The sequence below is a fragment of the Symbiobacterium ostreiconchae genome (genome assembly GCF_055396975.1).
Genome location: NZ_AP042454.1, coordinates 3,481,807 through 3,506,008, shown reverse-complemented (window position 1 = coordinate 3,506,008; position 24,202 = coordinate 3,481,807). Strand labels below are relative to the sequence as shown.

Annotated in this window: 25 protein-coding genes; 20 read left to right on the top strand and 5 right to left on the bottom strand. The window is 68.3% G+C overall.

From position 1 onward, the window contains the following. Nucleotides 1–69: 69 nt before the first annotated feature. Entirely contained in the window at nt 70–660 is a 591-nt protein-coding gene (gene rbr / locus ACZ5UM_RS16825; RefSeq protein ID WP_464845636.1) for a rubrerythrin, read from the top strand. 69 nt (nt 661–729) lie between these two features. Here rbr and ACZ5UM_RS16820 read toward each other — a convergent pair whose 3' ends face one another. The 5 genes from ACZ5UM_RS16820 to ACZ5UM_RS16800 form a co-directional block, all read right to left on the bottom strand. After that, nucleotides 730–1,068: a PadR family transcriptional regulator gene (locus ACZ5UM_RS16820; protein ID WP_464845635.1), complete on the bottom strand. Its 339-nt coding sequence runs from the start codon at nt 1,066–1,068 to the stop codon at nt 730–732. Nucleotides 1,069–1,142: 74 nt separating this feature from the next. Further along, nucleotides 1,143–1,718, bottom strand: coding sequence for a NifB/NifX family molybdenum-iron cluster-binding protein (locus ACZ5UM_RS16815; RefSeq protein ID WP_464845633.1), 576 nt, complete (start codon nt 1,716–1,718; stop codon nt 1,143–1,145). Nucleotides 1,719–1,731: 13 nt separating this feature from the next. After that, nucleotides 1,732–2,079: a NifB/NifX family molybdenum-iron cluster-binding protein gene (locus ACZ5UM_RS16810; RefSeq protein WP_464845630.1), complete on the bottom strand. Its 348-nt coding sequence runs from the start codon at nt 2,077–2,079 to the stop codon at nt 1,732–1,734. Nucleotides 2,080–2,291: 212 nt separating this feature from the next. Further along, nucleotides 2,292–3,098 carry a gamma-glutamyl-gamma-aminobutyrate hydrolase family protein gene (locus ACZ5UM_RS16805; protein ID WP_464848408.1) on the bottom strand — a complete coding sequence of 269 codons (807 nt, stop codon included), beginning with the start codon at nt 3,096–3,098 and terminating at the stop codon, nt 2,292–2,294. 91 nt (nt 3,099–3,189) lie between these two features. Then, complete coding sequence (locus ACZ5UM_RS16800) at nt 3,190–3,924, bottom strand: MBL fold metallo-hydrolase (protein ID WP_464845629.1); 735 nt, start codon at nt 3,922–3,924, stop codon at nt 3,190–3,192. A 1,697-nt stretch (nt 3,925–5,621) separates the two neighbouring features. Here ACZ5UM_RS16800 and ACZ5UM_RS16795 point away from each other — a divergent pair. The 19 genes from ACZ5UM_RS16795 to ACZ5UM_RS16705 all read left to right on the top strand — a co-directional run bounded on the left by ACZ5UM_RS16795 (nt 5,622) and on the right by ACZ5UM_RS16705 (nt 24,200). Beyond that, nucleotides 5,622–7,514, top strand: coding sequence for a helix-turn-helix domain-containing protein (locus ACZ5UM_RS16795; RefSeq protein ID WP_464845627.1), 1,893 nt, complete (start codon nt 5,622–5,624; stop codon nt 7,512–7,514). 34 nt (nt 7,515–7,548) lie between these two features. After that, nucleotides 7,549–7,905: a DUF3870 domain-containing protein gene (locus ACZ5UM_RS16790; RefSeq protein ID WP_464845625.1), complete on the top strand. Its 357-nt coding sequence runs from the start codon at nt 7,549–7,551 to the stop codon at nt 7,903–7,905. 283 nt (nt 7,906–8,188) lie between these two features. Beyond that, on the top strand, nt 8,189–8,977 hold the full coding sequence (locus ACZ5UM_RS16785) for a 2-keto-4-pentenoate hydratase (RefSeq protein WP_464845624.1): 789 nt from the start codon (nt 8,189–8,191) through the stop codon (nt 8,975–8,977). A 14-nt stretch (nt 8,978–8,991) separates the two neighbouring features. Continuing rightward, a complete protein-coding gene (locus ACZ5UM_RS16780) occupies nt 8,992–9,879 on the top strand; it encodes an acetaldehyde dehydrogenase (acetylating) (protein WP_464845623.1) in 888 nt (295 codons plus the stop codon). A 6-nt stretch (nt 9,880–9,885) separates the two neighbouring features. Next, a complete protein-coding gene (dmpG, locus tag ACZ5UM_RS16775) occupies nt 9,886–10,902 on the top strand; it encodes a 4-hydroxy-2-oxovalerate aldolase (protein WP_464845621.1) in 1,017 nt (338 codons plus the stop codon). Beyond that, nucleotides 10,903–12,405, top strand: coding sequence for an aldehyde dehydrogenase (locus ACZ5UM_RS16770; protein WP_464845619.1), 1,503 nt, complete (start codon nt 10,903–10,905; stop codon nt 12,403–12,405). 93 nt (nt 12,406–12,498) lie between these two features. Further along, on the top strand, nt 12,499–13,284 hold the full coding sequence (locus ACZ5UM_RS16765; RefSeq protein WP_464845617.1) for a 2-keto-4-pentenoate hydratase: 786 nt from the start codon (nt 12,499–12,501) through the stop codon (nt 13,282–13,284). 145 nt (nt 13,285–13,429) lie between these two features. Beyond that, entirely contained in the window at nt 13,430–13,624 is a 195-nt protein-coding gene (locus tag ACZ5UM_RS16760; protein WP_464845615.1) for a 4-oxalocrotonate tautomerase, read from the top strand. A 44-nt stretch (nt 13,625–13,668) separates the two neighbouring features. Further along, nucleotides 13,669–14,580 (top strand): catechol 2,3-dioxygenase, encoded by a 912-nt coding sequence (locus ACZ5UM_RS16755; RefSeq protein WP_464845613.1) that lies wholly within the window; start codon nt 13,669–13,671, stop codon nt 14,578–14,580. 3 nt (nt 14,581–14,583) lie between these two features. Further along, nucleotides 14,584–14,889, top strand: a complete 306-nt coding sequence (locus ACZ5UM_RS16750) for a 2Fe-2S iron-sulfur cluster-binding protein (RefSeq protein ID WP_464845612.1) — start codon at nt 14,584–14,586, stop codon at nt 14,887–14,889. A 148-nt stretch (nt 14,890–15,037) separates the two neighbouring features. Continuing rightward, complete coding sequence (locus ACZ5UM_RS16745; protein WP_464845611.1) at nt 15,038–15,811, top strand: alpha/beta fold hydrolase; 774 nt, start codon at nt 15,038–15,040, stop codon at nt 15,809–15,811. Between the two features lie 271 nt (nt 15,812–16,082). Further along, nucleotides 16,083–17,105 carry a 3-oxoacyl-ACP synthase gene (locus ACZ5UM_RS16740; RefSeq protein WP_464845610.1) on the top strand — a complete coding sequence of 341 codons (1,023 nt, stop codon included), beginning with the start codon at nt 16,083–16,085 and terminating at the stop codon, nt 17,103–17,105. Between the two features lie 32 nt (nt 17,106–17,137). Next, nucleotides 17,138–18,463, top strand: a complete 1,326-nt coding sequence (locus ACZ5UM_RS16735; RefSeq protein WP_464845608.1) for an acetyl-CoA hydrolase/transferase family protein — start codon at nt 17,138–17,140, stop codon at nt 18,461–18,463. Between the two features lie 87 nt (nt 18,464–18,550). Then, nucleotides 18,551–19,867 (top strand): ABC transporter substrate-binding protein, encoded by a 1,317-nt coding sequence (locus ACZ5UM_RS16730; RefSeq protein WP_464845604.1) that lies wholly within the window; start codon nt 18,551–18,553, stop codon nt 19,865–19,867. Nucleotides 19,868–19,972: 105 nt separating this feature from the next. Further along, nucleotides 19,973–20,842 (top strand): branched-chain amino acid ABC transporter permease, encoded by an 870-nt coding sequence (locus ACZ5UM_RS16725; RefSeq protein WP_464845597.1) that lies wholly within the window; start codon nt 19,973–19,975, stop codon nt 20,840–20,842. A 3-nt stretch (nt 20,843–20,845) separates the two neighbouring features. Then, nucleotides 20,846–21,886: a branched-chain amino acid ABC transporter permease gene (locus tag ACZ5UM_RS16720; protein ID WP_464845591.1), complete on the top strand. Its 1,041-nt coding sequence runs from the start codon at nt 20,846–20,848 to the stop codon at nt 21,884–21,886. Continuing rightward, nucleotides 21,887–22,675 carry an ABC transporter ATP-binding protein gene (locus tag ACZ5UM_RS16715; protein ID WP_464845587.1) on the top strand — a complete coding sequence of 263 codons (789 nt, stop codon included), beginning with the start codon at nt 21,887–21,889 and terminating at the stop codon, nt 22,673–22,675. Next, complete coding sequence (locus tag ACZ5UM_RS16710; protein ID WP_464845585.1) at nt 22,668–23,372, top strand: ABC transporter ATP-binding protein; 705 nt, start codon at nt 22,668–22,670, stop codon at nt 23,370–23,372. The genes ACZ5UM_RS16715 and ACZ5UM_RS16710 overlap by 8 nt, the downstream gene beginning before the upstream one ends. 24 nt (nt 23,373–23,396) lie before the next feature. Further along, nucleotides 23,397–24,200, top strand: coding sequence for an alpha/beta fold hydrolase (locus tag ACZ5UM_RS16705; RefSeq protein ID WP_464845582.1), 804 nt, complete (start codon nt 23,397–23,399; stop codon nt 24,198–24,200). The last annotated feature ends 2 nt before the right edge of the window (nt 24,201–24,202 follow it).

The following is a 24,202-nucleotide window of genomic DNA, read 5'->3' as shown; positions in this document are numbered from 1 at the left end:
TGCCCAGGTCGGCGCTGGGAAGGCTGCGAACCGGCCGCCGATGTCCTCGCCGGGGAAAGGAGAAGGGATATGAACCTGAAAGGCACCAAGACGCTGGAGAACCTCCTGAAGGCCTTCGCGGGGGAAAGCCAGGCCCAGGCCCGGTACATGATGTACGCCACGAAGGCCCGTGAGGAGGGGCTGGAACAGATCGCGGCGATTTTCGAGGAGACCGCGCTGAACGAGGCGGAGCACGGAAAGCGGTTCTTCAACCTGGCGGCGGCCGGGCTGGAGGGCGAGATGCCCGCCGACGTCGAGATCCACGCAGCTTATCCGATTGCCATCGGCAGCACCGCCGACAACCTGAAGGCGGCGGCCGCCGGCGAGCACCACGAGTGGGCGGACATGTATCCCGAGTTCGCGGACGTGGCAGAGGCCGAAGGGTTCAAGGAGATCGCCACCGCCTTCCGGATGATCGCCAAGGCGGAGACCGCGCACGAGACCCGCTTCCGCAAACTGGTGGAGAACCTGGAGAAGGGCGTGGTCTTCAAGCGGGACGGCAAGTACTTCTGGAAGTGCCGGAACTGCGGCTACATCCACGAGGGCACGGCCGCTCCCAAGTCCTGCCCGGCCTGTCAGTATCCGCAGGCGTACTTCGAGATCTTCGTGGAGAACTACTAGACAGACCGATGCGCCGCCCCTGCGCCCGGCTCCGGGCACAGGGGCGGCGCTCTCCATGACCCTCCGCGCTCACGATCGGGTCTCCGACCCCAGCCGCCGGGCATCGGCGACGAAACGGGCCATGGACTGCGACAGCCTGTCCAGCAGCTCCACCCAGTCCTGCAGGTACCGCTCGCCGCTTTCGGTCAGCCGGTAGAGCCGGCGGGCGGGTCCGCTCTCGTCGGTTTCCCAGCGGGAGGTCACGTGCCCGCTGGCCTCGAGCTGCTTCAGGGTCCGGTAGAGCGACGCGCGCTCGATCTCGGCCTCCGTCAGCGCGCAGGCCTGCACGACCCCGGCCAGGTCGTAGCCGTGGCTTTCGCCCTTCAGTTTGAGGGCGTAGAGCACCACGGGCTCGACGAACCGGTACATGTGACCCATACCGCACCTGCGGCCGCGACCGTGGTGGTGACGGCAATGTCCGCGGGGCATGGCGGTCTCACCCCCTAGCTGCGGCCATGGCGGCCCTGGTACCCCCGGTGGTCGCCGGGATCGTGTTCACCGTGGTGACGGTGCTGATTATGGTGACCGTCTTGATGATGGTGACCGCGGCGATCGTGGTGACCGTCGTGATCATGGTGACCGCGGCGATCGTGGTGACCGTCGTGATCATGGTGACCGTGGCGATCGTAGTGACCGTCGTGATCATGGTGACCATGGTAACCGTGTCCATGGCCGTGATGGTGCCCGCAGGTGTTTTCGCCCGTGACCAGGGTGCCGTTCAGGTACTGCGTGACCAGCTCTGCCGGATCGAGGCTGGGCGCGCCCACCACGACTGTCAGGCCGGCGCGCTCGAGGGTGTGGCGCATGCCTGGTCCCATCCCGCCGGCGATCACGACCTCGGTGCCGTTCTCCTCCATGAACCGGGCCAGTCCCGCGTGGTCGTGCGGCGGCGCCGGGAGCGTCTGGCGGCCGGTGATCTGCTTGGCCTCGGGATCGGCATCGATGAACGTGAAGGCCGGGGAGCGGCCGAAGTGGGGGTTGAGGCGACCGTCTGGGCGAACCGGGAGAGCGAAGCGCATGTTGATACCCCTTTCACTGGAGATGATGGTGGCGGGTTGCTTTGGCAGGCTGGAGGAAGCGGCTCACCGCGTGGCGCACCGTACCCGCGGCGCCGTCGCGCACGCGGATGAACCGGTCCTGAAGCGCCCGGTAGGCGGCAGGCCCGTAGGTGCCGGTCAGCAGCACGTCCACCCGGTGACGCTCCAGCAGCTCCGCCGCCGCATCCGCCGGACAGCCGGAGACCTTCCGGACAGGCCGGTTGTCCAGCGCCTGCCAGGTGCCGGTTGCCGTGTCGTAGACGACCAGGTAAGGCGCCCGATCGAGCGCCCGGGCCACGGAGCTGTCCGGACCGGGCTGCAGGGCGGTGACGGCGATGCGCACTGGTTGCACCCCCTTGAGAGCGAACAGCGCGTCTTCATCTAGGTGATAGTTTCACCTATATTATCATTGCCCTCAGCGCCGTTCGTCAAGGGGGAGCGTGCGGTACGAAGCGACCGGACACGAGCGGTCCGGGAAGGACGCGCGTGCGGCCGGCTCCCCCAGGGGGGCCGGCCGCACGGCTGCAGCAGCACTCGGGTGCCGCCGCGAACCGCTTAGTTCTTGCAGGCCGCCGCATCTGCACACCGCTCTTCGGCATGTTCGGCGGCGGCGGCCACAAACGCTTTGAAGAGGTTCAGCATATGCGAGTTGGTTCGGAGGAGCCTTTCCGGGTGGAACTGGACGCCGACGACAAAGGGGTAGGCCGGGCACTCGATGGCCTCGACGACGCCATCTGCCGAGTACCCGGTAATCTGTACGCCCTCGCCCGGCCGCCGGACTGCCTGCACGTGGAAACTGTTGACCATGGTTTCCGTCGTTCCCAGGGACGCCGCCAGCAGGGAGCCGGGCAGCACGCGGAGGGGGTGCCAGGGCTGGTCGGGCGGGGCGGTCTGGGCGTGGCGCTGGCTTTCGGCTTTGGGGAAGATCCTGGGCCACAGGGAACCGCCGAGGATCTCATTCAGCATCTGCATGCCGTGGCAGATGGCGAGCACGGGCATCTTCCGGTCCAGGGCGCCCCGGAGCCAGCGGCTGTCGGAGTCGTAGCGCTCGGGGTTCTGTTCCCTGAGGCCGGGAAGCTGTTCGCGCACGCGCAGGCGTCGGGGCAGGGGAGTCTCGGTGCCGGTGACCAACAGGCCGTCGAGCCCGTCCAGCAGCTCGGCTTCATCGTCCTGGCACATGGGCAGGATCACGGCGTGTCCCCCTGCGGCCCGGATCGCCCGCACGTTCTCCTGGGTCACGTACAGCAGGGGCCTGCCGCTGATGAGGGGGCGCTCGCTTTCGCGGTCGAAGCTGGGCGTGATACCAATGATGGGCTTGCGGGCCAGGCGGCGTTTCGCGGGATTCACCGCACAGAGGGTCACCGTCAACGGTGCCACCTCCACTTGCAGGTCACCACTGGTTGTAACCGGTTGCTATCATGGAATGCCGCAGCCCGCAGAAAGATGCATCCCGTCAGACCCGGTACGTTCGCATCTCCACCGCCGCCTCGGACGCCGGGAAAACGGCCCGCGCCTCCGCTTCGGCCTCGGCGATGGGGGTCGAGGGCAGGAAGTGGGTCAGCAGCAGCCGCCGGACGCCGGCCCGTCGGGCCAGGTCTGCGGCCTCCCCGGCGGTCATGTGCCCCCTGCGGTGTTTGCCGTTGGCGGCGACGAAGGTGGACTCGGCGATCAGCAGATCGGCGCCCCGCGCAAAGGGGGCCAGGTCCGCGCCGGCGCCGGTATCGGCCGTGTACACCAGCGTGCGGCGGCCGTCGGTGATGCGCATGGCCCAGCAGGGATCCGGGTGGTCGGTGCGGGCAAAGGTGACTCGCACCGGGCCGAAGACGATGCCCTCGTCCACCGGGAGGGGGAGCAGCCGCATCCAGGCCTTGCCGAAGCTGGTGGGCTCCAGCCAGTGCCGCTCCGGGCTGCTGAGATCGGGCGCATAGACCGGCAGGGGATCCCGCCCGGGCGCCTGGTCGGCGACCAGGTACTGCAGGCTGTGCAGGTCCGCGATGTGGTCGGGGTGCAGGTGGGAGACCAGCACGGCGCTCAGGTCGGCCGCATCGATCTGCATCTGCAGCCGAGCGACGGTGCCGGGACCGCCGTCCAGCATGAGCGCGACGCCGCCGGCCTGCACCAGGAAGCCGGGGCAGGCGCCGCCCGCAGGCGCGTAAGGGGAGTATCGTCCCAGTACGGTTACGAGCAAATGCGATCACCTCCGGGGATGGAGATGCGAATCTGGTGTCGCGACTACTCTAGCACAAGGTAGGCGGTGAGAGGTGAGCAGTGGGCGGTGAGAGGTAGCGGTGGGCGGTGAGCGGTGGGCAGTGAGCGGTGAGAGAGAGGCGGTGGTCGGCGAGGGTGGGCAGTGGGCCGTGGACGGTGGTCGCGGACGGCGGGAAGCGGCGTTGAGCGGTGGGCGTTGAGCGGTGGGCAGTGAGCAGTGAGAGAGAGGCGGTGGGTGGTGAGCCTGGGAGGCGGGCAGTGGGCCGTGGACGGTGGTCGCGAACGGCGGGAAGCGGCGTTGAGCGGTGGACGGTGAGCGGTGGGCAGTGAGCAGTGAGAGAGAGGCGGTGGTCGGCCAGCGTGCGAGGTGGGCAGTGGGCCGTGGACGGCTGTCGCGAACGGCGGGAAGCGACCGGTGAGAGGTGCCGTGGCTGTTGAGCGGTCGGCGGTGAGAGGTGCGCTGAGCCGTGGACGATGCGTTAACGGCGGTGCATGGAGGGAACGGAAAGGTGGACGGCCGGTGGCGCGGCTTTCGCAGCCCGTCGGCCTGCGGGACACAGTTCGAGACCGGTTGCCCGGCCAGGCGCTCAGCAGTCACGCTCTCGGCCCAGCACTGACCGACTACAGCGGCGCTCGCCGCCACCGCCTTCTTCCGGCACCACGCTCACGGCTTCGCACCGAAGCCATTCTCGCCGCTGTCGCCAGCGACTGCTATTACAGCTCAGGACTCACCACCCACGGTCACGCCCGCCGCTTTCGTCAGGGCTGGGCCCCTCCCGGCTCACGACTCACCGCGCACAGCCGCCGTCCCTGCCCCGCGATCCGCTGTTCTCACGACCCACGCCTCACCGCCCACGGCCACGCCTGCGGCTTCCGTCCCCGCCACCACCCTCCCGGCTCACGACTCACCGCGCACAGCCGCCGCCCCTGCCCCGCGAGCCGCTATTCTCACGACCCACGCCTCACCGCCCACGGCCACGCCTGCGGCTTCCGTCCCCGCCACCATTCTCCTGGCTCACGACTCACCGCGCACAGCCGCCGTCCCTGCCCCGCGAGCCGCTGTTCTCACGACCCACGCCTCACCGCCCACGGCCACGTCGGCGGCTTCCGTCCCCGCTACCATTCCCACGGCTCACGACTCACCGCGCACAGCCGCCGCCCCTGCCCCGCGAGCCGCTATTCTCACGACCCACGCCTCACCGCCCACGGCCACGTCGGCGGCCTCCGTCCCCGCCACCATTCTCCCGGCTCACGACTCACCGCGCACAGCCGCCGTCCCTGCCCCGCGAGCCGCTATTCTCACAGCCCACGACTCACCGCGCACAGCCGCCGTCCCTGCCCCGCGATCCGCTGTTCTCACGACCCACGCCTCACCGCCCACGGCCACGTCGGCGGCTTCCGTCCCCGCCACCATTCTCACAGCCCACGACTCACCACTCACCACCCATAGGCCACTCCCGCCGTCACTTCGGACATACACCCTATGGCGATATGGCACAAAAGCGCCATTGACCCGTGGACGGCCGATACTTGCTCGCCTGCACACAGGCTACTCGTATACACTGAATTCAGTACTAACAGTCAACTTGACAGCAGGGAAGAATCGCACTTGGAAAGAAGTTTCGGGGTGCCAAGCGTCTGGAGGTGAGCCGAGCCGGGTGTGAAGGGGTGATCGCGTTGTCGGCGGACGTGATCAGAGGACTCAGCACACAGGCCTTCGGCGCGTTCCGGCGGGACCTGATCCGCACGCTGGGCGAGGCCCGGGCCAGGGGGCTCCTCCTGCGTTTCGGCTGGGCCTGGGGCCAGGAGGCGGCGAAGGCCCGCGGCGTGAGCATGGGCGAAGGCCGCTCCGAGGTGGACTGGCTGCGGGATGGTCCCCGCCTGCACGCCGCGACCCGCATGGCCGGGGTGGAGGTGCGGCTCCTGCAGATGGACCCGGCAGAGGGCAGGTTCCGCATGGAGGGGACCTGGCGCCATTCCGTGGAAGCCCGGGAGCACCTGCGCCACTTCGGCGCCGCCGACCGGCCCACCTGCTGGGTGATCACCGGTTACGCCGGCGGGTACGCCTCCACGGTGATGGGTAGGCGCATCCTCTTCCGGGAGGTCACCTGCGCGGGCATGGGCGACGAGTCGTGCCAGTTCGTCGGCATGCCCGCGGAGGCGTGGGGGCTGCAGGCCAAGGCGGATGCGCCGCTGTGGGATCTGGCGCCGCTCTCCGAAGAGGCGGAGCAGACGCTGCGCCGCCTCCGCAGCGAACACGACCAGCTTCAGCACGTGATCGCCGTCCATGAACAGCTTACCCACGTGGTCGCCCGGGGAGCCGGGGCCGCCGGCGTCGCCGAGGCCCTGGGCAGGCTCCTGGGCTGCGGGGTGGCCGTGGACGACCGGCACCTGCGCCCGCTGGCCCGGTTCGGCGAGATTGCGCCGCTGGCGGAGCTGGTCGCCGTCCGCCCCGACCTGCGCCGGCAGCTGGCGCGGCTTCAGCGGGACCGCAGACCCCTGGTGCTGCCGGCCGCGGCGGTTCCATGGCCGGGCGGGCGGACGGGCAGCCCCGGCAGCGCGCGCATCGTCGCCCCCGTCCTCCTCGGCGAGGAGCTGCTGGGCTTCCTCAGCATGAGCGCGGTGCAGGGTCTGGCCATCGACCTGGTCAGCCTGGTGGCCGAACGGGCGGCGCTCACCTGCGGGCTGGAGCTCCTGCGGGCCCGGGCGGCCGTCGAGGGCGCCATTCATGCCCGGGGGGAGTTCCTCGATCACCTGCTCGCCTCGGGGGCAGACCCCGGCTTCCTGGAGCGGTGGGCCCATCACCTGGGCCTGAACCTGGCCGGCGCGCCGCACCGGATCATTGTCGTCGAACCCGCCGGGTTGCCGGATGGCATTCCCCAGGGCCGCCTGGCCGCGCTGCACTGGCGGTTTCACGAACTGCTGGAGTCCAGCGGCATCCGCGGCCTTCTGGCCACCCGGACCGACCACCTGGTGGGGCTCGTGGAGTGCTCCGGCCCGGCCGCCGCAGACCTGGCAGATGACCTGTCGGCGTGGGCGGCCGCCGAGCGCCAGCCGGTGCGCGTGGGCGTGAGCCGGACCTTCCAGGGGGCCGCCGAGGCGGCACGGGCTTACCGGGAGTGCCAGACGCTTCTGGCGGCCATGCAGCGGCACGGCCGGAAGGCGCAGGTGGTGCGGGTGGACCAGCTGGGCGCGATGCAGCTGCTGCTGCGCGCCGGCCCGCCCGAGCTGCTGCTCCGCCACGCCGCAGAGCGGCTCGGCCCCCTGATGGACTATGACCGCGAGAACCAGACCGAGCTCCTGCAGACCCTGAGCGTCTACCTGGAGAACGCCTGCAGCCTGCAGGCGGCGGCCGAGAAGCTGAACATCTCGGTCAGCGGGCTGAAGTACCGGCTGCAGCGCATCCGGGAGGTGGGCGGCCTGGACCTGGACGACCCGGAAGTCCGGTTCGACACGCAGGTCAGCCTCCGTCTGCTGAGCCTGACGGACTGGGGCCCCGCGGATTCGGACGGAACAAACGGTTCCTCTCCGTCCGTTTCAACAGTGCACAAATTGGCTACCCAAACATAACATTTTGACTAGGCGCCAATGGGGGGTGTGGTCAGTGAGTGGCAGGCGGGAGCTCACGGTACTCACGAGCGGGTATGCGCAGGCCCCGCGCGGGACGTGCCTCTCTGAGCGGTTCGGAACCGCAGGGGTGGTACTCGAAATCGACCCGGAGACCCACACCATTGTCGATGCAGAGTTCATGCTGACCACCGACCTCGCCCGGCGCTTCTGCCGGGAGCGGGTCGTGGGGTACTGCCTGGCCCAGGGCCTGGATCCCCTGCTGCGGGAGATGGCCAGGTCGCTGGTGATCCCGTCGCAGCAGGCGTTCATCATGGCGATGCGGTCTGCCGTGCAGCGCTACTGGGAACGGTACGGCCGGCCGGCCCGGGTGCCGATCGGCACCGCGGGATAAGGCCACAGGCTGGACAGGCGCAGGCGGTGAGACCGCCAACACCAGACCCGGAACACCGACAGCCCGACAGGGAAAAGCCACCTGTATCCGTACATACACGATGAACCGCATAGAGCCGGAGGTGCAGTCCGCCTGTGCCTCGGCGCCCGGAAAGGCGCGGAGGGAAGCCGGCGGAACCCAGCCCACCGGGACGCCAAGCAGCAGCCGCGTGAAGCGCTGCCTGCCCGCGTCCTGGCTGGGCTTTCATTTTTCTGCGCCCCCACGCGGAGAGGAGGAGTTTTCCATGGCCCTCACGAGTGAGCGCCTCGCGGCGTACGCCGCGGAGCTGGATCAGGCCGAGCGCACGCGCAGGCCCATCGGCCCCCTGACGGAGCGGGAACCGGATCTGACTGCGGACGACGCCTACCGGATCCAGCTGGCCTGGATGGAGATCCGGAAGGCGCGCGGCGAGCGGGTGGTGGGCAAGAAGATCGGCCTCACCTCCCACGCGATGCAGAAGATGCTGGGCGTGTTTGAGCCGGACTACGGCCATGTGCTGGACACGATGGTCGTTCCCCCGGGCGAGCCGGTAGAGCTGGGCGAGCTGCTCCAGCCCAAGGTGGAGGGGGAGCTGGCCTTCATCCTGGCGCGGGACCTGCCCACGCCGTGTACGGTGCTGGATGTGCTGCAGGCCACCCGGCTGATCGTGCCGGCGCTGGAGATCGTCGACAGCCGCATCGCCGACTGGAAGATCAGGCTGCCCGACACGGTGGCCGACAACGCCTCCTCCGGCCGGGTGGTGCTGGCCGAGCGGGGCGTGCGGCCCGACCAGCTGGACCTGACGCTGGTGGGCATGGTCTTCGAGCGCAGCGGCGAGATGCTCTGGTGCGGGGCCGGGGCGGCCGTGCTGGGCAACCCCGCGGCCGCGGTGGCCTGGCTCGCCAACAAGCTGGCGCAGTTCGACATCCGGCTCAGGGCGGGTGAGGTGATCCTCTCCGGCGCGGTCACCGCCGCCGTGGAGGCCAGGCCCGGCGACCTGTTCACCGCCCGCTTCGGCTGCGGGCTGGGCAGCGTCAGCGCACGGTTTGAGTAGGAAGGAGGATGCTTGTGCCCCAGAAGGTGCGCGTGGGGATCATCGGGTCCGGCAACATCGGCACCGACCTGATGTACAAGATTCAGCGCAGCGACGTGCTCGAGCTGGCCATGATGGTCGGCATCGATCCGAACTCCGAAGGCCTGAAGCGCGCGGCACGGCTGGGCTATGAGACCAGCGCCGAGAGCTACGCGTACATCCTCAACCACCCCGACCCGCCGGCCATCGTGTTCGACGCCACCTCCGCCAAGGCCCACCTGGCCCATCACCAGGCGCTGAAGGAGAAGGGCATCCGGGCCATCGACCTCACCCCGGCGGCCGTCGGCCCCTACGTCTGCCCGGCGGTCAACCTGGGCGAGCACCGGGATGCCATGAACATCAACATGATCACCTGCGGCGGGCAGGCCACCATCCCGATGGTCAAGGCCGTCAGCCGGGTGGTGCCCGTGGAGTACGCCGAGATCGTCGCCACCATCGCCAGCCTCTCGGCCGGGCCCGGCACCCGGGCCAACATCGACGAGTTCACCCAGACCACGGCCCGGGGCCTGGAGGTCGTCGGCGGGGCGAAGCGGGGCAAGGCGATCATCATCCTGAACCCGGCGTCGCCGCCCATCATGATGCGCGACACCATCTTCTGCCACACGGCCGAGGCGTACGACCCGGCTCAGATGCGGGCCTCCATCGACGACATGATCCGCACGGTGCAGGCCTATGTGCCGGGCTACCGGCTGCGCTCGGAGCCGATCTTCGAGCCGCGCAGGGTGTCGGTCTTCATCGAGGTGGAGGGCCGGGGCGACTTCCTGCCCAAGTACGCCGGCAACCTGGACATCATGACGGCTGCGGCCGTGCAGGCGGCCGAGGTCACCGCCCGGCACCTGCTCGAGGCCGGGGAGAGGGGGTAAGGAAGCATGCAGAAGCGGTACGTGCGCATCACGGATACCACCCTGCGCGACGGCAGCCACGCGGTCTCCCACCAGTTCACCGAGGAGCAGGTGCGCGCCGTCGTGCGCCGCCTGGACCGGGCCGGCGTGCCTGTGATTGAGGTCGCCCACGGCGACGGGCTGGGGGGCAGCTCCCAGAACTACGGCTTCAGCCGCGTGCCCGAGGAGCAGCTGCTGCGGGCGGCTCGGGAGGAGATGACCCGGGCGAAGCTGGCCGTGCTCATCCTGCCGGGCATCGGCACGGTGGAGGACCTGAAGATGGCCCGGGACGCCGGCGCCACCGTCGCCCGGGTGGCCACCCACTGTACCGAGGCCGACATCTCGGAGGAGCACATCCACTGGGCCAAGCAGAACGGCATGGAAGTCGTCACCTTCCTGATGATGTCTCACATGATCGAGCCCCGGCACCTGCTGGAAGAGGCCCGCAAGATGGAGTCCTACGGCGCCGACTGCGTCTACGTGGTCGACTCCGCCGGCGCGATGCTGCCCGACGACGTGCGGGCGCGGGTCTCGGCGCTGGTGGAGGGGCTGGAGTGCCAGGTGGGCTTCCACGCCCACAACAACCTGGGGCTGGCCATCGGCAATACCCTGGCCGCCCTGGAAGAGGGGGCGAACCAGGTGGACGGCTCCACCTGCGGGCTGGGGGCCGGAGCCGGCAACGCCCAGACCGAGGTGCTGGCGGCCGCGCTCGCCAAGGCGGGCTACGAGACCGGCATCGACCTGTGGAAGCTGCAGGACGCGGCCGAGGAGGTCGTGCGGCCCATCCTGCCGCGGCCGATCATCATCGACAAGGATGCGCTCACCGTCGGCTATGCCGGCGTCTACTCCAGCTTCCTGCTGCACGCCCGGCGGGCGGCGGAGCGGTTCGGGGTTGACGCCCGCGACATCCTGATGGAGATGGGCCGGCGCAAGGCGGTGGGCGGTCAGGAGGATCTGATTCTCGTCGTGGCACAGGACCTGGCAGCAGAAAGGAGCGGGAAGTAGATGGCAGAGGCGGTCATTCCCAGCGCGGTGCGCGAGCGCATGGATGCGTGGCTGCGCAAGGGGCTGAAGCACTTCATCGACGGCAAGTTTGTCGACAGCGCAAGCGGCGAGACGTTCTCGGTGCCCAACCCGGCGACCGGCCAGGAGCTGACCCGGTGCGCGCTCGGCGGCAAGGCGGAGATCGACCTGGCCGCGAAGGCCGCCGTGCGGGCCTTCAAGATCTGGGGCCGCATGGCGCCGGCCGAGCGGGGCAAGCTGCTCCGCCGCTGGGCCCAGCTGATGATCGAGCACAAGGACGAGCTGAACTACCTGGAGTGCATGGATGTCGGCCGGCCCATTCGCGAGGGCATCGCCGGCTACGTCGAGCGCATGGCCCACAACATCACGTTCTTCGCCGACCTGGCTGAGAAGTACTACGACGAGGCGTTCGTGCTGCCCGGCTACACCTTCTACACCAACCGGCAGCCGGTGGGCGTCGCCGGACTCATCACGCCGTGGAACATGCCGCAGATGCTCTCCACCTGGAAGATCGGCCCGGCCCTGGCCGCGGGCAACACCGTCATCCTGAAGCCGGCCGAGCTGACCCCCGTGGGCTGCACCCGGCTCGCCGAGCTCTCGCAGGAGGCGGGCATTCCCGACGGCGTCTTCAACGTGGTGCACGGCTTCGGTCCCGACAGCGCCGGGGCCTACCTCACCACGCACCCCGACGTGAAGCTGATCTCCTTCACCGGCGAGACCACGACCGGCAAGGTCATCATGGCGGCCGGCGCGCCCACCCTGAAGCGGGTCTCCTTCGAGCTGGGCGGCAAGGGCAACAACATCATCTTCGCCGACGCGGACCTGGAGAAGGCCCTGGACGTCACCATGCGGGCCGCCTTCTACAACCAGGGCGAGGTCTGCCTGGCCGGTTCCCGCATCTTTGTGGAGCAGCCCATCTACGACCGGTTCATGGAGATTCTGCTGGAGCGGGTGAAGGCCCTGCGGCCCGGCGACCCGCTGGACATGAACACCACCCTGGGGCCGGTCATCGCCCAGGAGCACTTCGACCGGGTGATGGGCTTCATCGACAGGGCGAAGGCGCAGGGCGTCGAGTGCCTCACGGGCGGCGGGCGCGCCGAAGGGCTGCCGGCGCCGTTCGACGGCGGCTACTTCATCGCCCCCACGGTCTTCGCCGCCCCCGATCCCAGCGTGGAGATCGTGCAGGAAGAGGTCTTCGGCCCCGTGGTCAGCGTCACCCCGTTCACGGATGACGAGTGGGTGCTCGACATCATCAACGCCGGCCGCTACGGCCTCAGCTCGGTGGTGCAGGGCAGGGACATCACCCGGCTGCACCGGATGGCCCAGCGGCTGCAGAGCGGCAACGTCTGGATCAACTCCTGGTTCGTGCGCGATCTGCGGGTGCCCTTCGGCGGCATGAAGGAGTCGGGCATCGGCCGCGAGGGCGGCATGCACAGCCTCGACTTCTACACCGAGCTGCAGACCATCGGCATCCCGACCGCGTAAGAAGCGGGCGCGGATGGCCTGGCCCGACTGACCCGGAGCGCGGCGTGTGCTCAGGGGGCGTGGCCCGCAGGAGCTGGAAGGAGGATTGCGCATATGCCCCTTTCCCGTGACGAGCTGGAGGCGATTGCGGAACACCTGCTGGCGGCCGAGGCCGAGCGGCGGGAGGTGCCTTCGCTGGCCCAGACCCACGGCGAGCTGACGCTGGAGGAAGGCTACCAGGTGCAGGACGAGATCATCGCCCGCAAGCTGGCAGCCGGCGACCGGCTGATCGGCTGGAAGCTGGGCCTCACCAGCAAGGAGAAGCAGAAGGCGATGGGCGTGTTCGAGCCGGTGTACGGCGCCCTCTTCGCCTCCACCCTGCTGCCCGGGTGCGAGGTGAAGACGGCGGAGCTGATTCACCCCCGGGTGGAGCCCGAGATCGCGGTGGTGATGGGGGAGGACCTGGAGGGGCCGGACGTCACGCCGGCGCAGGCCCTGGCCGCCGTGCGCTGGGTGCTCCCCGCCCTGGAGGTCATCGACAGCCGCTACAAGGACTTCAAGTTCACCCTGCCCGACGTGGTGGCGGACAACACGTCCACCGCCCGGGCGGTGACGGGGGCGCGCCCCGTCCCCGCCGAAGGGCTGGATCTGGCCACCGTCGGCGTCGTCTTCGTGAAGAACGGTGAGATTCTCACCACGGCCGCGGGCGCGGCGGTGCTGGGCGACCCTGCCATCGCCCTGGCCCGCCTGGCCAATCACCTGGCCCGCCGCGGCCAGAAGCTGAAGGCCGGGCAGCTGGTCTTCACAGGGGCCCTCACGGCCGCCGCCTTCGTGGCGCCGGGCGACGTGGTCGAAGCCCGGTTCTCCAGCCTGGGCTCAGTGAGCCTGCGGGTGGTCTAGCCCCGGGACGGTGCGGGCCTGCGGCCGGCGAACCCCCGGGCCTCTGCTGGCCGGCGGACGGTGCAGCTCCGGCAGGCCGTGAGCCGGCCCGGGCCCGGCACCGGTGGCGGCGCAGAAAACCAGGACGGAAAGGGGGGAGAGGGAGATGCCGCTGATTCGGGTGGACATGCTGGAGGGCCGCACCCCCGAGCAGAAGCGGGAGCTCATCCGTGAGCTGACGGAGACGACGTCGCGTGTGCTGGGCACCCCCCGGGAGCGCGTCCGCGTGGTGATCTACGAGGTGCCCAAGACCCACTGGGGCATCGGCGGGACGCCCGTGAGCGAGATTCCGGGGCGGTAAGCCGGGCTTGACCCGTGGAAATCCACATGTGGGAGGACTGAGCAATGGGGATCATGCGTCTGGGAGGCGTCCGGATTCGCTGTCTGGACATGCAGGCCTCGATAGACTACTACACCAAGGTCATCGGCTTTGAGGTGACCGGCCAGGACAAGGACGGCAACGTCTACCTGAAGGGCTGGGACGAGTTCGACCACCACAGCCTGACCCTCACCCCCAGCAACCGGGCCGGCCTGGAGTGGATTTCGCTGAAGGTGGAGTCCCCCGACGACCTGGTCTTCTTCCGCAACAAGCTAGAGAGCGCCGGTGTGAAGGTGCAGACCCTGCCCGCCGGCTCCGAGATGGGCATGGGCGAGGCGCTCTGGTTCGAGGATCCCGGCGGCCACTGGGTGAAGCTGTACGCGGAGATGGAGCGGGTCGGCACCAAGGTCGGCTCCCTGAACCCGAACCCCTGGCCGGCCGGCCTGCAGGGCATCGGCGCCCCGCGGCTGGACCACATCCTGCTGGCGGCCGAGGACGCGCAGAAGTCCACCGACTTCTACATGCACCTGCTCGGCTTCTGGATGTCCGAGCGGCTGGTCACCAAGAACGGCGACCTGATCGCGGCCTGGCTGTTCCGGACCAACACGGTGCACGACATTGCGATCATCGCCGGCCCGCAGGGCAAGATGCACCACTTCTCGTTCCTGCTGGACGACTGGAACGAGATCCGCAAGGCGGCGGACGTCATCGCGATGAACGACGTGAAGATCGACGTTGGCCCGACCCGCCACGGGATCAGCCGGGGCCTGACCATCTACTTCTTCGATCCGTCCGGCAACCGGAACGAGACCTTCGCCGGCGGCTACATGCCGTACCCCGACTCGCCGGTGATCACCTGGACGGAGGACGAGATCGGCAGGGGCATCTTCTTCTTCCAGCGTGAGCTGAACGACGCTTTCACGACGGTGTTCACCTAATCGATGAGCTGGAAGGTCCGCGTTCAGGCTGACGGCAGAGTGGTGGAGACCCGGCCGGGCGAGACGTTGTTCGACGCCCTGCGCCGGCTGGACTCCCGCCTGATCCTGCGGGGATGCCGCAACGGCGGCTGCGGCGTCTGCAAGCTGCGGGTCGCCGCGGGCGCGGTGCAGACCGGGCCCAGCTCGGCGGCGGTGCTGCCGCCCGCGGAGCGGGCCGAGGGGATGGTCCTCGCCTGCCGGGCGACGCCGGTGAGCGACGTCGTGGTGGAAGTCCTGCCCCGGCCCACCAATCCCTTCATCCCCCGGTGAGTGGACGGCTGCGCGGCGGCCGGCCTGCCCGCGAGGGCGGCCGGCCCGCCGCGCATTTGTAACTCGTCTGCAACTGCTGTCCTCGACAATGAGCAGGAGAACTGGAAGCGGTCCGCCGATTTTTATATAAGGTAAGGAGGAATCTCACATGCCGAACGTCACGATTGCGAAGGGACTGAACCTCTTCTACCGGAAGAGCGGCTCCGGCGACCGGCACCTCCTGCTGATCCATGGGAACACCGCCTCCTCGCTCTGGTGGGAGAAGGTGATGGGCTTGCTGCCCGAGGGGGTCACGGCGTGGGCGCCCGACCTGCGCGGCTGCGGCGACAGCGACAAGCCCGAGGGCGGCTGGACCATGGCCGATCTGGGGGACGACGTCTTCCAGTTCTGTGAGGCCGTCGGCATCCGGCGGGCGACCGTGGTCGGCCACTCGCTGGGCGGCGCGGTGGCCCAGCAGCTCACGGTGGACCACCCGGAGCTGGTGGAGCGGCTGGTGCTGGTGAACTCGGCGGAGCCCGCCGGCCTGGTGACGGCCCCTGAGCGCTATGCCCAGCTGGAGGTGGCCATCCGGCAGCCCGAGCTGCTGAAGATGGCCCTGGCGGCCATGATGCCCACCGCCCCGAAGGACGAGTTCTACCACCGGCTGCTGGAGGAGTCGGTGACCAAGTCGGCCGGCGCGCTCATCCCCAACGGGCGGGCCCTGGACAACATGAACCTGGTGGAGCAGGTGAAGGGAATCCGCGTGCCGGTGCTGATCCTCTACGGCCAGCAGGACGCGCTGATCACCCTGGAGATGATGCAGCGGGCGAACCAGCAGATTCCGGGCTCCACCCTGGAGGTGTGGCCGGAGGTCGGCCACTCCGCCCCGGTGGAGGATCCCGAGCGGTTTGCCCGCCGGCTGGCGGCGTTCATGGGCCTGTGAGACGCACGGTTCTCGACGGAACGCCGGGGCCCCGGTCAGAGGACCGGGGCCCAAACTTGTGTTATCCGCCAAAAGTCTAACCAGGGGCCTCCGCCGAATAGACGAAGTACTCAACTTGGGCTCATTCCGCCGAGTGAGGACTTTTGGGTAACCCGTCTGTAACTCGTCAGCAACTCCCGGTTCTTAGCATGTGAAGTACAGATCTGTGCAGTCCACCTCGCGTAACGTTCTCGGCGGACCGTAAGATTCAGGCAAGAGAGGTGCATGCGTAATGGCTCAGGATCGGCCTTACATCGGCGTGGTCAGCACAGGGATCTACATCCCCGACCACTGGCACACGGCGGAGTACATCGCAAAGGAGACCGGCATCCCGCAGGACGTCATCGAGAAGAAGTTCGGGTTCTACAAGAAGCCCGTCCCCGGGCCGGACGACCACACCGCCGAGATGGGCGTGCGCGCAGGGCGGATGGCCATCGAGCGGGCGGGCATCGACCCCGGCGAGATCGACCTGGTCATCTACATCGGCGAAGAGTATAAGGAAATGCACCTGTGGACGGCCGGCATCTACAGCGCGCACGCGGTGGGCGCCAAGAACGCCTGGGCGTTCGACTGCCAGCTGCGCTGCGGCACCTGGAGCCTGGGCATGAAGCTGGCCGAGGCCATGGCCGTCTCGGACGACAAGATCAACACCATCATGCTGATCGGCGGCTACCGCAACGGCGACTACATCGACTACAAGAACCCGCGGGTCTCGTTCATGTACGACCTGGGCGCGGCGGGCGCCGCGATGATCCTGAAGAAGAACTACGGCCGCAACCGGGTGATCGGTTCCTCCTTCGTCACCGACGGTTCGCTCTCAGGCGTGGTCGGCGTGAAGGGCGGCGGCACCAAGGCGGGCCTGCGCAACTTCGACCCGAGCCTCTACTACCTGGACGTGTTCGACCGGGAGTTCATGAACCAGCGGCTGGGCGAGGTCTCGCTGCCCAACTTCATCAAGGTGATTCAGGACGTCTGCGCCATGGCCGGCAAGGAGACCAAGGACATCGGGTATCTGGCGATGCTCCACTTCAAGCGCTCGGCGCACATCGACCTGCTGAACCGGCTGGGCGTGCCCCTGGAGCGCTGCATCTACCTGGAAGAGTACGGCCACATGGGCCAGATGGACCAGATCATCTCGATCCACCTTGCCCTGGAGCGGGGCCTCATCAAGGACGGCGACCTGGTGGTGGGCGCCAGCGCCGGCGTGGGCTGGGCCTGGGGCGCCACGGCCATCCAGTGGGGTCCGGTGGAGTAGCACGCGCTGCGAGAGGATAGGAGGCTTGCACCATGACCAATCGCTGGCAGGAGATGTACCGTCAGAAGCTGCTTACGGCAGAGGAGGCCGTGACGAAGATCCGCAGCGGCGACCGGGTCGCCTTCGGCATGTGCGGCGCGGAGCCGCAGGCCTTCCTGCGGCAGCTCCACACCGTCGCCGACAAGGTGGAGAACGTCTCGCTCTTCTTCTCCCTGATGATGGGTGAGTACGAGTGGACGAAGCCCGAGTACGCCCACGCCTTCACGCAGGAGGCCTGGTTCTACGGCAAGACCGCCCGGGAGATGCACAAGCAGGGCAACTGCACCGTGATCCCCAACAACCTGCACCGGGCGGGCCCCGACCGGTACGAGTGCGCCCCGATCAACGTGCTGGTGCACAGCGTCGCACCCATGGACAAGCACGGCTACTTCTCCATGTCGCTCTCCACCGTGTACGAGCGCTGGGTGCTGGAGATGGCCGACCTGGTCATCGTCGAGGTCAACCCGAACATGCCCCGGACCTTCGGCGACACCCTGCTGCACGTCTCGCAGGTGGACTGGATCCTGGAGTGCGACGCCCCGGTCTTCGAGATGCCCAACATCACCCCGGGGCCCGAGGAGGAGGCCATCGCCGGCTACATCGCCGACATGGTGCCGGACGGCGCGACGATCCAGCTGGGCATCGGCGGCATCCCCAACGCCGTGGCGCAGTTCCTGCGGCACAAGAAGGACCTGGGCGTCCACACCGAGATGATCGTCGACTCCATGCTCGACCTCTACGAGGCGGGCGCCATCAACAACAGCAAGAAGAAGCTGGACCGCTACAAGTTCGTGGGCTGCTTCGCCTGCGGCTCCCGCCGGCTGTACGACTGGCTGGACGACAACCCCTCCGTCGAGATCCGCGACGGCCACTACACCAACAACCCCTACATCCTGGCCCAGCAGCCGAAGATGACCTCCATCAACACCGCGATCTCCATCGACCTCACGGGCCAGGTCTGCTCAGAGTCGATCGGGCCGATGCAGTACTCCGGCACCGGCGGCCAGCGCGACACCCACGTCGGCGCCTGGATGAGCGAGGGCGGCAAGGGCATCATCGCCCTGCGGTCGACGGCGAAGAAGGGGACCATTTCGACCATCGTCCCGATGCTGACCGAGGGGTCGATCGTGACCATGACCCGCAACGACATCGACTACGTCGTCACCGAGTACGGCGTGGCGCACCTCAGGGGCCAGTCGGTGTTCGAGCGGGCGAAGCGCCTGATCAGCATCGCACACCCGAAGTTCCGCGACGAGCTGACCGAGCAGGCGCTGAAGTTCGGCTGGCTGCCCCGGCGGCCGATGGTCGTGAAGAGCTAGCTGTTTGCCGCCTGCGCCTGGCCAGGGCTTGCCTGGGCAAGTAGGTCGGCAAGTGGCATACACCAGACAAAGTGGGGAGGTAATACTGTGAAGCGCTTCCTGACGATGGTCCTGAGCCTCACGCTGGTCGCCTCGCTCCTCGCCGGCTGCGGCGGGTCCAAGAGCGGGGAGCAGCCGCCGCAGCAGACGCCTGCGCCCTCGGCCTCGGAGACCCTGACGGCCGAGTGGTCGACGGCCCCTGAGCCCGCCGAGCAGGCCAAGGGCGACACCACGGGTGTGACCGACACCACCGTCCGCGTGGGCGGCTTCGCGGCCCAGTCCGGCGCGGTGGCCCCCATCGGCATCTCGGTGCGCGAGGGCTTCGAGGCGTACATCAAGTTCGTCAACGACAACGGCGGCGTCCACGGCCGCAAGATCGAGATCGTCAACGTCATCGACGAGCAGTTCGACGCGGCCAAGGGGCTCGCGGCCTCCAAGCAGCTGGTCGAGTCGGACAAGGTCTTCGCCCTGGCGCCGGTGCTGGGTACCCCGGGCGTACTGGCCTCCATGGACTACTGGGTGGAGACGGGCGTCCCCGTGATCTACCCGATGACCGGCGTGGAGCAGACCGCCCACCCGCCCAAGAAGAATGTCTTCGCCGTGCAGCCCAACAACCCGGACGAGGCCGCGGTGCTGGCCCAGTACGTGGTGCGGGAGCTGGGCAAGACCAAGCTGGCCGTCTTCTGGCAGAACTCCGACATGGGCAAGCAGGGCCTGAAGGGCATCCAGGACCATGCCCAGAAGCTGGGCGCCCAGGTGGTCTACGACGCGCCGCATGAGGCCGGCTCCGTCGACTTCTCCACGCCGGTCCTGAACGCCCAGGCCCGGGGCGCCGACGCGGTGATCCTCTACACCACCCTGGGTGAGACCATCGCCGCCCTGAAGGCCATGTACGAGCTGGGCTACGACGCGGTGCCCATCACCTCCTACGTCAACGCCGACCCCGAGAACGTGCCCAAGCTGGCCGGTGAGGCCGCGGTCGGCCTGATCGCCGGCGGCTGGGTGCCGGTGGCGGACCCCAACGACCCCGACATCCAGAAGTTCTGGGAGATCGTGGGCACTTACGTCAAGGATGCCGACGGCAACCCGAAGATCCCCAACGCCTACCACACCGCCGGCTTCATCGCCGCCGAGCTGCTGGTCAAGGGCCTGGAGGATGCGGGCCGCGACCTGACCCGGGAGGGGTTCATCCAGGCGCTGGAGAACCTCAAGGACTTCAACGGGATCATGGCCAAGGGCATCTCCTACGGTCCCAATGAGCGGGCGGGCGTGCTCAACTTCTACCTGAACCAGGTCATCAAGGATGAGAACGGCAACATCGTGATGGTGCCCATCAACAAGGAGCCGTATCGACTGGAGCGCTAGTCTGGCCGAGCGGCAGCCGCCACCCGGGGGGGAGACGGAGCGCCTCCCCCCCCCGGCGGCCTCCGGTAGATCCAGACGGGGCTTCCTGCAAAGGAGGTCACACGATTGATCCTTGCCCAGCAGATTATCAGCGGCCTGGCCACCGGTTCACTCTACGCGCTGGCCGCACTCGGGCTGGTGCTCATCTTCAAGACGTCGGACGTCGTGAACTTCGCCCAGGGCGAGATGGCCATGTTCGGCACCTTCATCGCCTTCACCCTGATGATGAAGGGCGGGGTTCCGTACTGGGGCGCCTTTGTCCTCGCACTGGTCTTCGCCGCGGTCTTCGGGATGCTCATCGAGCGCATCGTGATCCGGCCCCTGAGCACGGCGCCGCTGATCTCGGTCCTCATCGCGACGCTGGGCCTGCTCAACATCATCAACGGCGTGGCGGGCTGGATCTGGGGCTACGACCCCAAGCCGTTCCCGACGGGGATCAGCGGCGCCCCCATCCGGGTCGGCGGCCTCGTCTTCACCCTGCCCACCCTGCTCAACCTCGCCGTCGCCCTGGTGCTCATGCTCGCCTTCTTTGCGCTGTTCAAGTACTCGCTGATGGGCATCGCCATGCGGGCGGTCGCGGAGAACCGGCTGGCGGCGCGTCTGGTGGGCGTGCACACCAACCGGGTGCTGGCGATCACGTGGGGGCTGGGCGGCATTCTGGCCGCGACGGCGGGCATCCTGATTGCCCCCGTGACCACCCTCAGCATCAACATGATGGCGGAGATGCAGGTCAAGGCGTTCACGGCCGGCGTGCTCGGGGGATTCACCTCCCTGCCCGGCGCAGTGGTGGGCGGCCTCCTGCTGGGGGTGCTGGAGAACCTCGTCGGCCAGTTCATCCCGCAGCTGAAGACGCCCTTTGCCTTTGCCCTGATCGTGCTGGTGCTCATCTTCCGCCCGGCCGGCTTGCTCGGGACAGTTCAGAGGAAGAAGGTGTAGGCCATGACCAGGAAGCTGCTGTACGTGATCGGCTTCGCCGCGGTCCTGGCGCTGCCTCAGGTCCTGCCCGAGGAGCTGAACTGGCTGATCATGCTGCTGGACCGGGCGCTGATGATCGCCATCGTCGCCATCGGGCTCAACATCCTCACCGGCAACGCCGGCCAGATCTCCCTGGGGCATGCGGCCTTCATGGGATTCGGCGCCTTCGTCTGCTACGGCCTCACCGACATCATCGGCGTTCCCTTCTGGTTCTCCGTGCCCATCGCCGGGTTTGTCGCGGCGATCCTCGGCTGGGGACTGGGCTTTCCGGCCCTGCGTCTCTCCGGCCACTACCTGGCCATCGCCACCCTGGGCTTCGGCTACGCCATTCCCCAGATCCTCAACCTGTTTGAGGGCTGGACCGGCGGCTGGACCGGCGTGAAGCCCTCCGTGCCCACCCTCTTCGGGATCTCCTTCAGCAGCGACCGGGCGTACTTCTACCTCATCCTCGTCACCCTCGTGGTGCTGGTGTGGATCGCCCGGAACATCCAGCGGAGCGCCGTCGGCCGGGCGTTCATCGCCCTCAGGGACTCTGAGGTGGCGGCCCAGGCCATGGGCATCTCGCTGGCCAAGTACAAGACCATGGCGTTTGCCATCTCCGCCTTCTACGCCGGCGTGGCCGGCGGCCTCTGGGCCCACTGGCTCAACTACATCTCGCCGGGCAACTTCGGCTTCGGCATCTCCATCGAGCTGTTCACCATCATCGTGCTCGGCGGCCTGGGTACGGTGAGCGGCGCGATCGTCGGCGCCCTGTTCCTGGGGCTCCTGCCGAAGCTGACGGAGATCATCTCCCTGTCGCTTCAGCGCTCCGGCGCCTTCGCTGACTCGTTCTTCATGCAGAACGTCTTCAAGAACTCCAACCAGGTGCTGACGGGCGTGATCCTCATCCTGGTGGTGCTCTACCTGCCGATGGGCCTGGTGGACCTCTGGCGGAAGGCCAGGGTCTGGTGGGAGACCCGGCGGCAGGCGGCCGGGCGGCAGGCTGTGCCCAGGGGGGTGAAGTAGATGGCCATCCTGGAGCTTTCGGGGGTCACCGTCCGCTTCGGCGGCCTGGTGGCGGTGAACCAGCTGGATATGAAGGTGGAGGCCGGCACGATCCACGGCCTCATCGGCCCCAACGGGGCCGGCAAGTCCACCGTCTTCAACGTGCTGTCCCGGTACTACGAGCCGGCCGAGGGCACGGTGACGTTCGACGGGAAGAACCTGCTGGCGTACCAGCCGTCCCAGGTCATCGGCCTGGGCATCGCCCGCACCTTCCAGAACGTGGAGCTCTTCCGGGGCCTCACCGTCTGGGAGAACCTGATGGTCGGCCAGCATCACAACATCCGCTACGGGTTGTTCGCCGCGGCCCTGGGCGGCCTGCTGCCCCGAGTGCGCCAGGCCGAGCAGGAGGCCCGGGACCGGGCGATGGAGGTGCTGGAGTTCCTGGGGATCGCCCAGTATCGTGACGCCTACGCGCAGTTCCTGCCCTACGGCATTCAGAAGCGGGTGGAGTTTGCCCGGGCTTTGGTGAGCCGGCCCAAGCTGATCCTGCTGGACGAGCCGGCCGCGGGCATGAACCCCGCCGAGACCGAGGAGCTGGCGCAGCTCATCCGCATCATGCGGGACAGGTACGAAACCACCGTGCTCCTGGTGGAGCACGATATGAGCCTGGTCATGTCCATCTGCGAGCGGATTACCGTCATGGATTTCGGCCGGAAGATCGCCGACGGCACGCCGGCCGAGGTGCAGGCCAACCCGGCCGTGATCAAGGCCTATCTCGGCGAGGAGGAGGTGGAGGCGGAGCATGCTTAAACTCACCAACGTCTCTGCCTCTTACGGCCGCATCGAGGCCCTGCACGACATCTCGCTGGAGGTGCCCGAGGGCAAGATCGTGGCCCTGCTGGGGGCCAACGGCGCCGGCAAGACGACGACCCTCCGGGTCATCGCGGGCCTTCTCCACCCCACCCGGGGCAGCGTCACCTTCGACGGCCGGGACATCAGCCGGATGGAGACCGAGGAGATCGTGCCGCTGGGCATCGCCATGAGCCCGGAGGGCCGCCAGATCTTCACCGGCCTCACGGTGGCGGAGAACCTGCGGATGGGTTCCTACACCCGCAAGGACAAGGCGGGCGTGGAGCGGGACCTGGAGTGGGTGCTCTCGCTCTTCCCCCGGCTGAAGGAGCGGCTGAACCAGGTGGGGGCGACGCTCTCGGGCGGCGAGCAGCAGATGCTGGCCATCGCCCGTGCGCTCATGGCGAGGCCCCGGCTGCTGCTCCTGGACGAGCCGTCGCTGGGTTTGGCGCCCATGATCGTGCGCGACATCTTCACCATCATCCGGAAGGTCAACAGCGAGGGGACCGCGGTGCTCCTGGTGGAGCAGAACGCCAACCTCGCCCTGCGCACGGCGGATTACGCCTACATCCTGGAGACCGGCAAGCTGGCGATGCACGGCCCGGCCGCCGAACTGCGCCGGAACCCCGAGGTGAAGCGTATCTACCTGGGCGGCTGAGTCGCCGGATGGGAGGGAACCGGAATGCCCGTGGTGCATGTCAACGGGATCGATATCCGCTACGAGTGGCAGGGCAGGGAAGACGGCCCGGTGCTGGTGCTGATCAACGGCCTGCTCACCGACCTCTCCAGCTGGAACGGCCACCTGGACGCGTACACCGACCACTTCCGCGTGCTCACCTACGACTGCCGGGGTCAGGGGGGCTCCTCGAAGCCCGATGACGGTCCCTACCTGCCTTCGCAGCACACCGCAGACCTCGCCGCACTGCTGGACGCCCTGGGCGTGGAGAAGGCGGCCCTGCTGGGGGTCTCCAACGGCGGGCTCATCGCCATGAGCTTCGCGGCGCTGTACCCGCACCGGGTGACGGCGCTGGTGCTGGCCAACACCTACGGCCGGGCGGACACCTTCATGCAGGCCAAGCTCGAGTCGTGGCAGTCCGCCATGCGGGCCGGCGGCGGCCCGGTGCGGTTCGACGTCTCCATGGTCTGGATCTGGGGGCGCTCCTTTGTGAACCACCACTGGGACGCCCTGCGCCCGTGGCGGGAGAAGGGTTCCGCCATCCCGGTCCATGCCGCCGCCCACCTCATCGAGGGCGCCAAGCACTTCGATATGCTGGAGCAGCTCTCCAACATCACCTGTCCGACCCTCCTCATGACAGGGGACGAGGACGTGCTGACACCGCTGCCCTACATTCACGAAATTCAAAGCCGCATCGCCGGCAGCCGCGTGGTCATGCTGGAGCGGGCGGGGCACTGCATGTTCCTGGAGCGGACCGACCGCTTCAAGGCGGTGGCCTCGGCGTTCCTGCGTGACGCCCTGCAGGGCTGACG

Coding starts and splice junctions, on each gene's coding strand:
- ACZ5UM_RS16705 (WP_464845582.1), top strand. CDS start 23,397: ATGCCCGTGGTGCATGTCAACGGGATCGATATCCGCTACGAGTGGCAG.
- ACZ5UM_RS16820 (WP_464845635.1), bottom strand. CDS start 1,068: ATGTACCGGTTCGTCGAGCCCGTGGTGCTCTACGCCCTCAAACTGAAG.
- dmpG (WP_464845621.1), top strand. CDS start 9,886: ATGCAGAAGCGGTACGTGCGCATCACGGATACCACCCTGCGCGACGGC.
- ACZ5UM_RS16735 (WP_464845608.1), top strand. CDS start 17,138: ATGACCAATCGCTGGCAGGAGATGTACCGTCAGAAGCTGCTTACGGCA.
- ACZ5UM_RS16770 (WP_464845619.1), top strand. CDS start 10,903: ATGGCAGAGGCGGTCATTCCCAGCGCGGTGCGCGAGCGCATGGATGCG.
- ACZ5UM_RS16765 (WP_464845617.1), top strand. CDS start 12,499: ATGCCCCTTTCCCGTGACGAGCTGGAGGCGATTGCGGAACACCTGCTG.
- ACZ5UM_RS16720 (WP_464845591.1), top strand. CDS start 20,846: ATGACCAGGAAGCTGCTGTACGTGATCGGCTTCGCCGCGGTCCTGGCG.
- ACZ5UM_RS16750 (WP_464845612.1), top strand. CDS start 14,584: ATGAGCTGGAAGGTCCGCGTTCAGGCTGACGGCAGAGTGGTGGAGACC.
- ACZ5UM_RS16710 (WP_464845585.1), top strand. CDS start 22,668: ATGCTTAAACTCACCAACGTCTCTGCCTCTTACGGCCGCATCGAGGCC.
- ACZ5UM_RS16815 (WP_464845633.1), bottom strand. CDS start 1,718: ATGCGCTTCGCTCTCCCGGTTCGCCCAGACGGTCGCCTCAACCCCCAC.
- ACZ5UM_RS16755 (WP_464845613.1), top strand. CDS start 13,669: ATGGGGATCATGCGTCTGGGAGGCGTCCGGATTCGCTGTCTGGACATG.
- ACZ5UM_RS16785 (WP_464845624.1), top strand. CDS start 8,189: ATGGCCCTCACGAGTGAGCGCCTCGCGGCGTACGCCGCGGAGCTGGAT.
- rbr (WP_464845636.1), top strand. CDS start 70: ATGAACCTGAAAGGCACCAAGACGCTGGAGAACCTCCTGAAGGCCTTC.
- ACZ5UM_RS16760 (WP_464845615.1), top strand. CDS start 13,430: ATGCCGCTGATTCGGGTGGACATGCTGGAGGGCCGCACCCCCGAGCAG.
- ACZ5UM_RS16715 (WP_464845587.1), top strand. CDS start 21,887: ATGGCCATCCTGGAGCTTTCGGGGGTCACCGTCCGCTTCGGCGGCCTG.
- ACZ5UM_RS16745 (WP_464845611.1), top strand. CDS start 15,038: ATGCCGAACGTCACGATTGCGAAGGGACTGAACCTCTTCTACCGGAAG.
- ACZ5UM_RS16740 (WP_464845610.1), top strand. CDS start 16,083: ATGGCTCAGGATCGGCCTTACATCGGCGTGGTCAGCACAGGGATCTAC.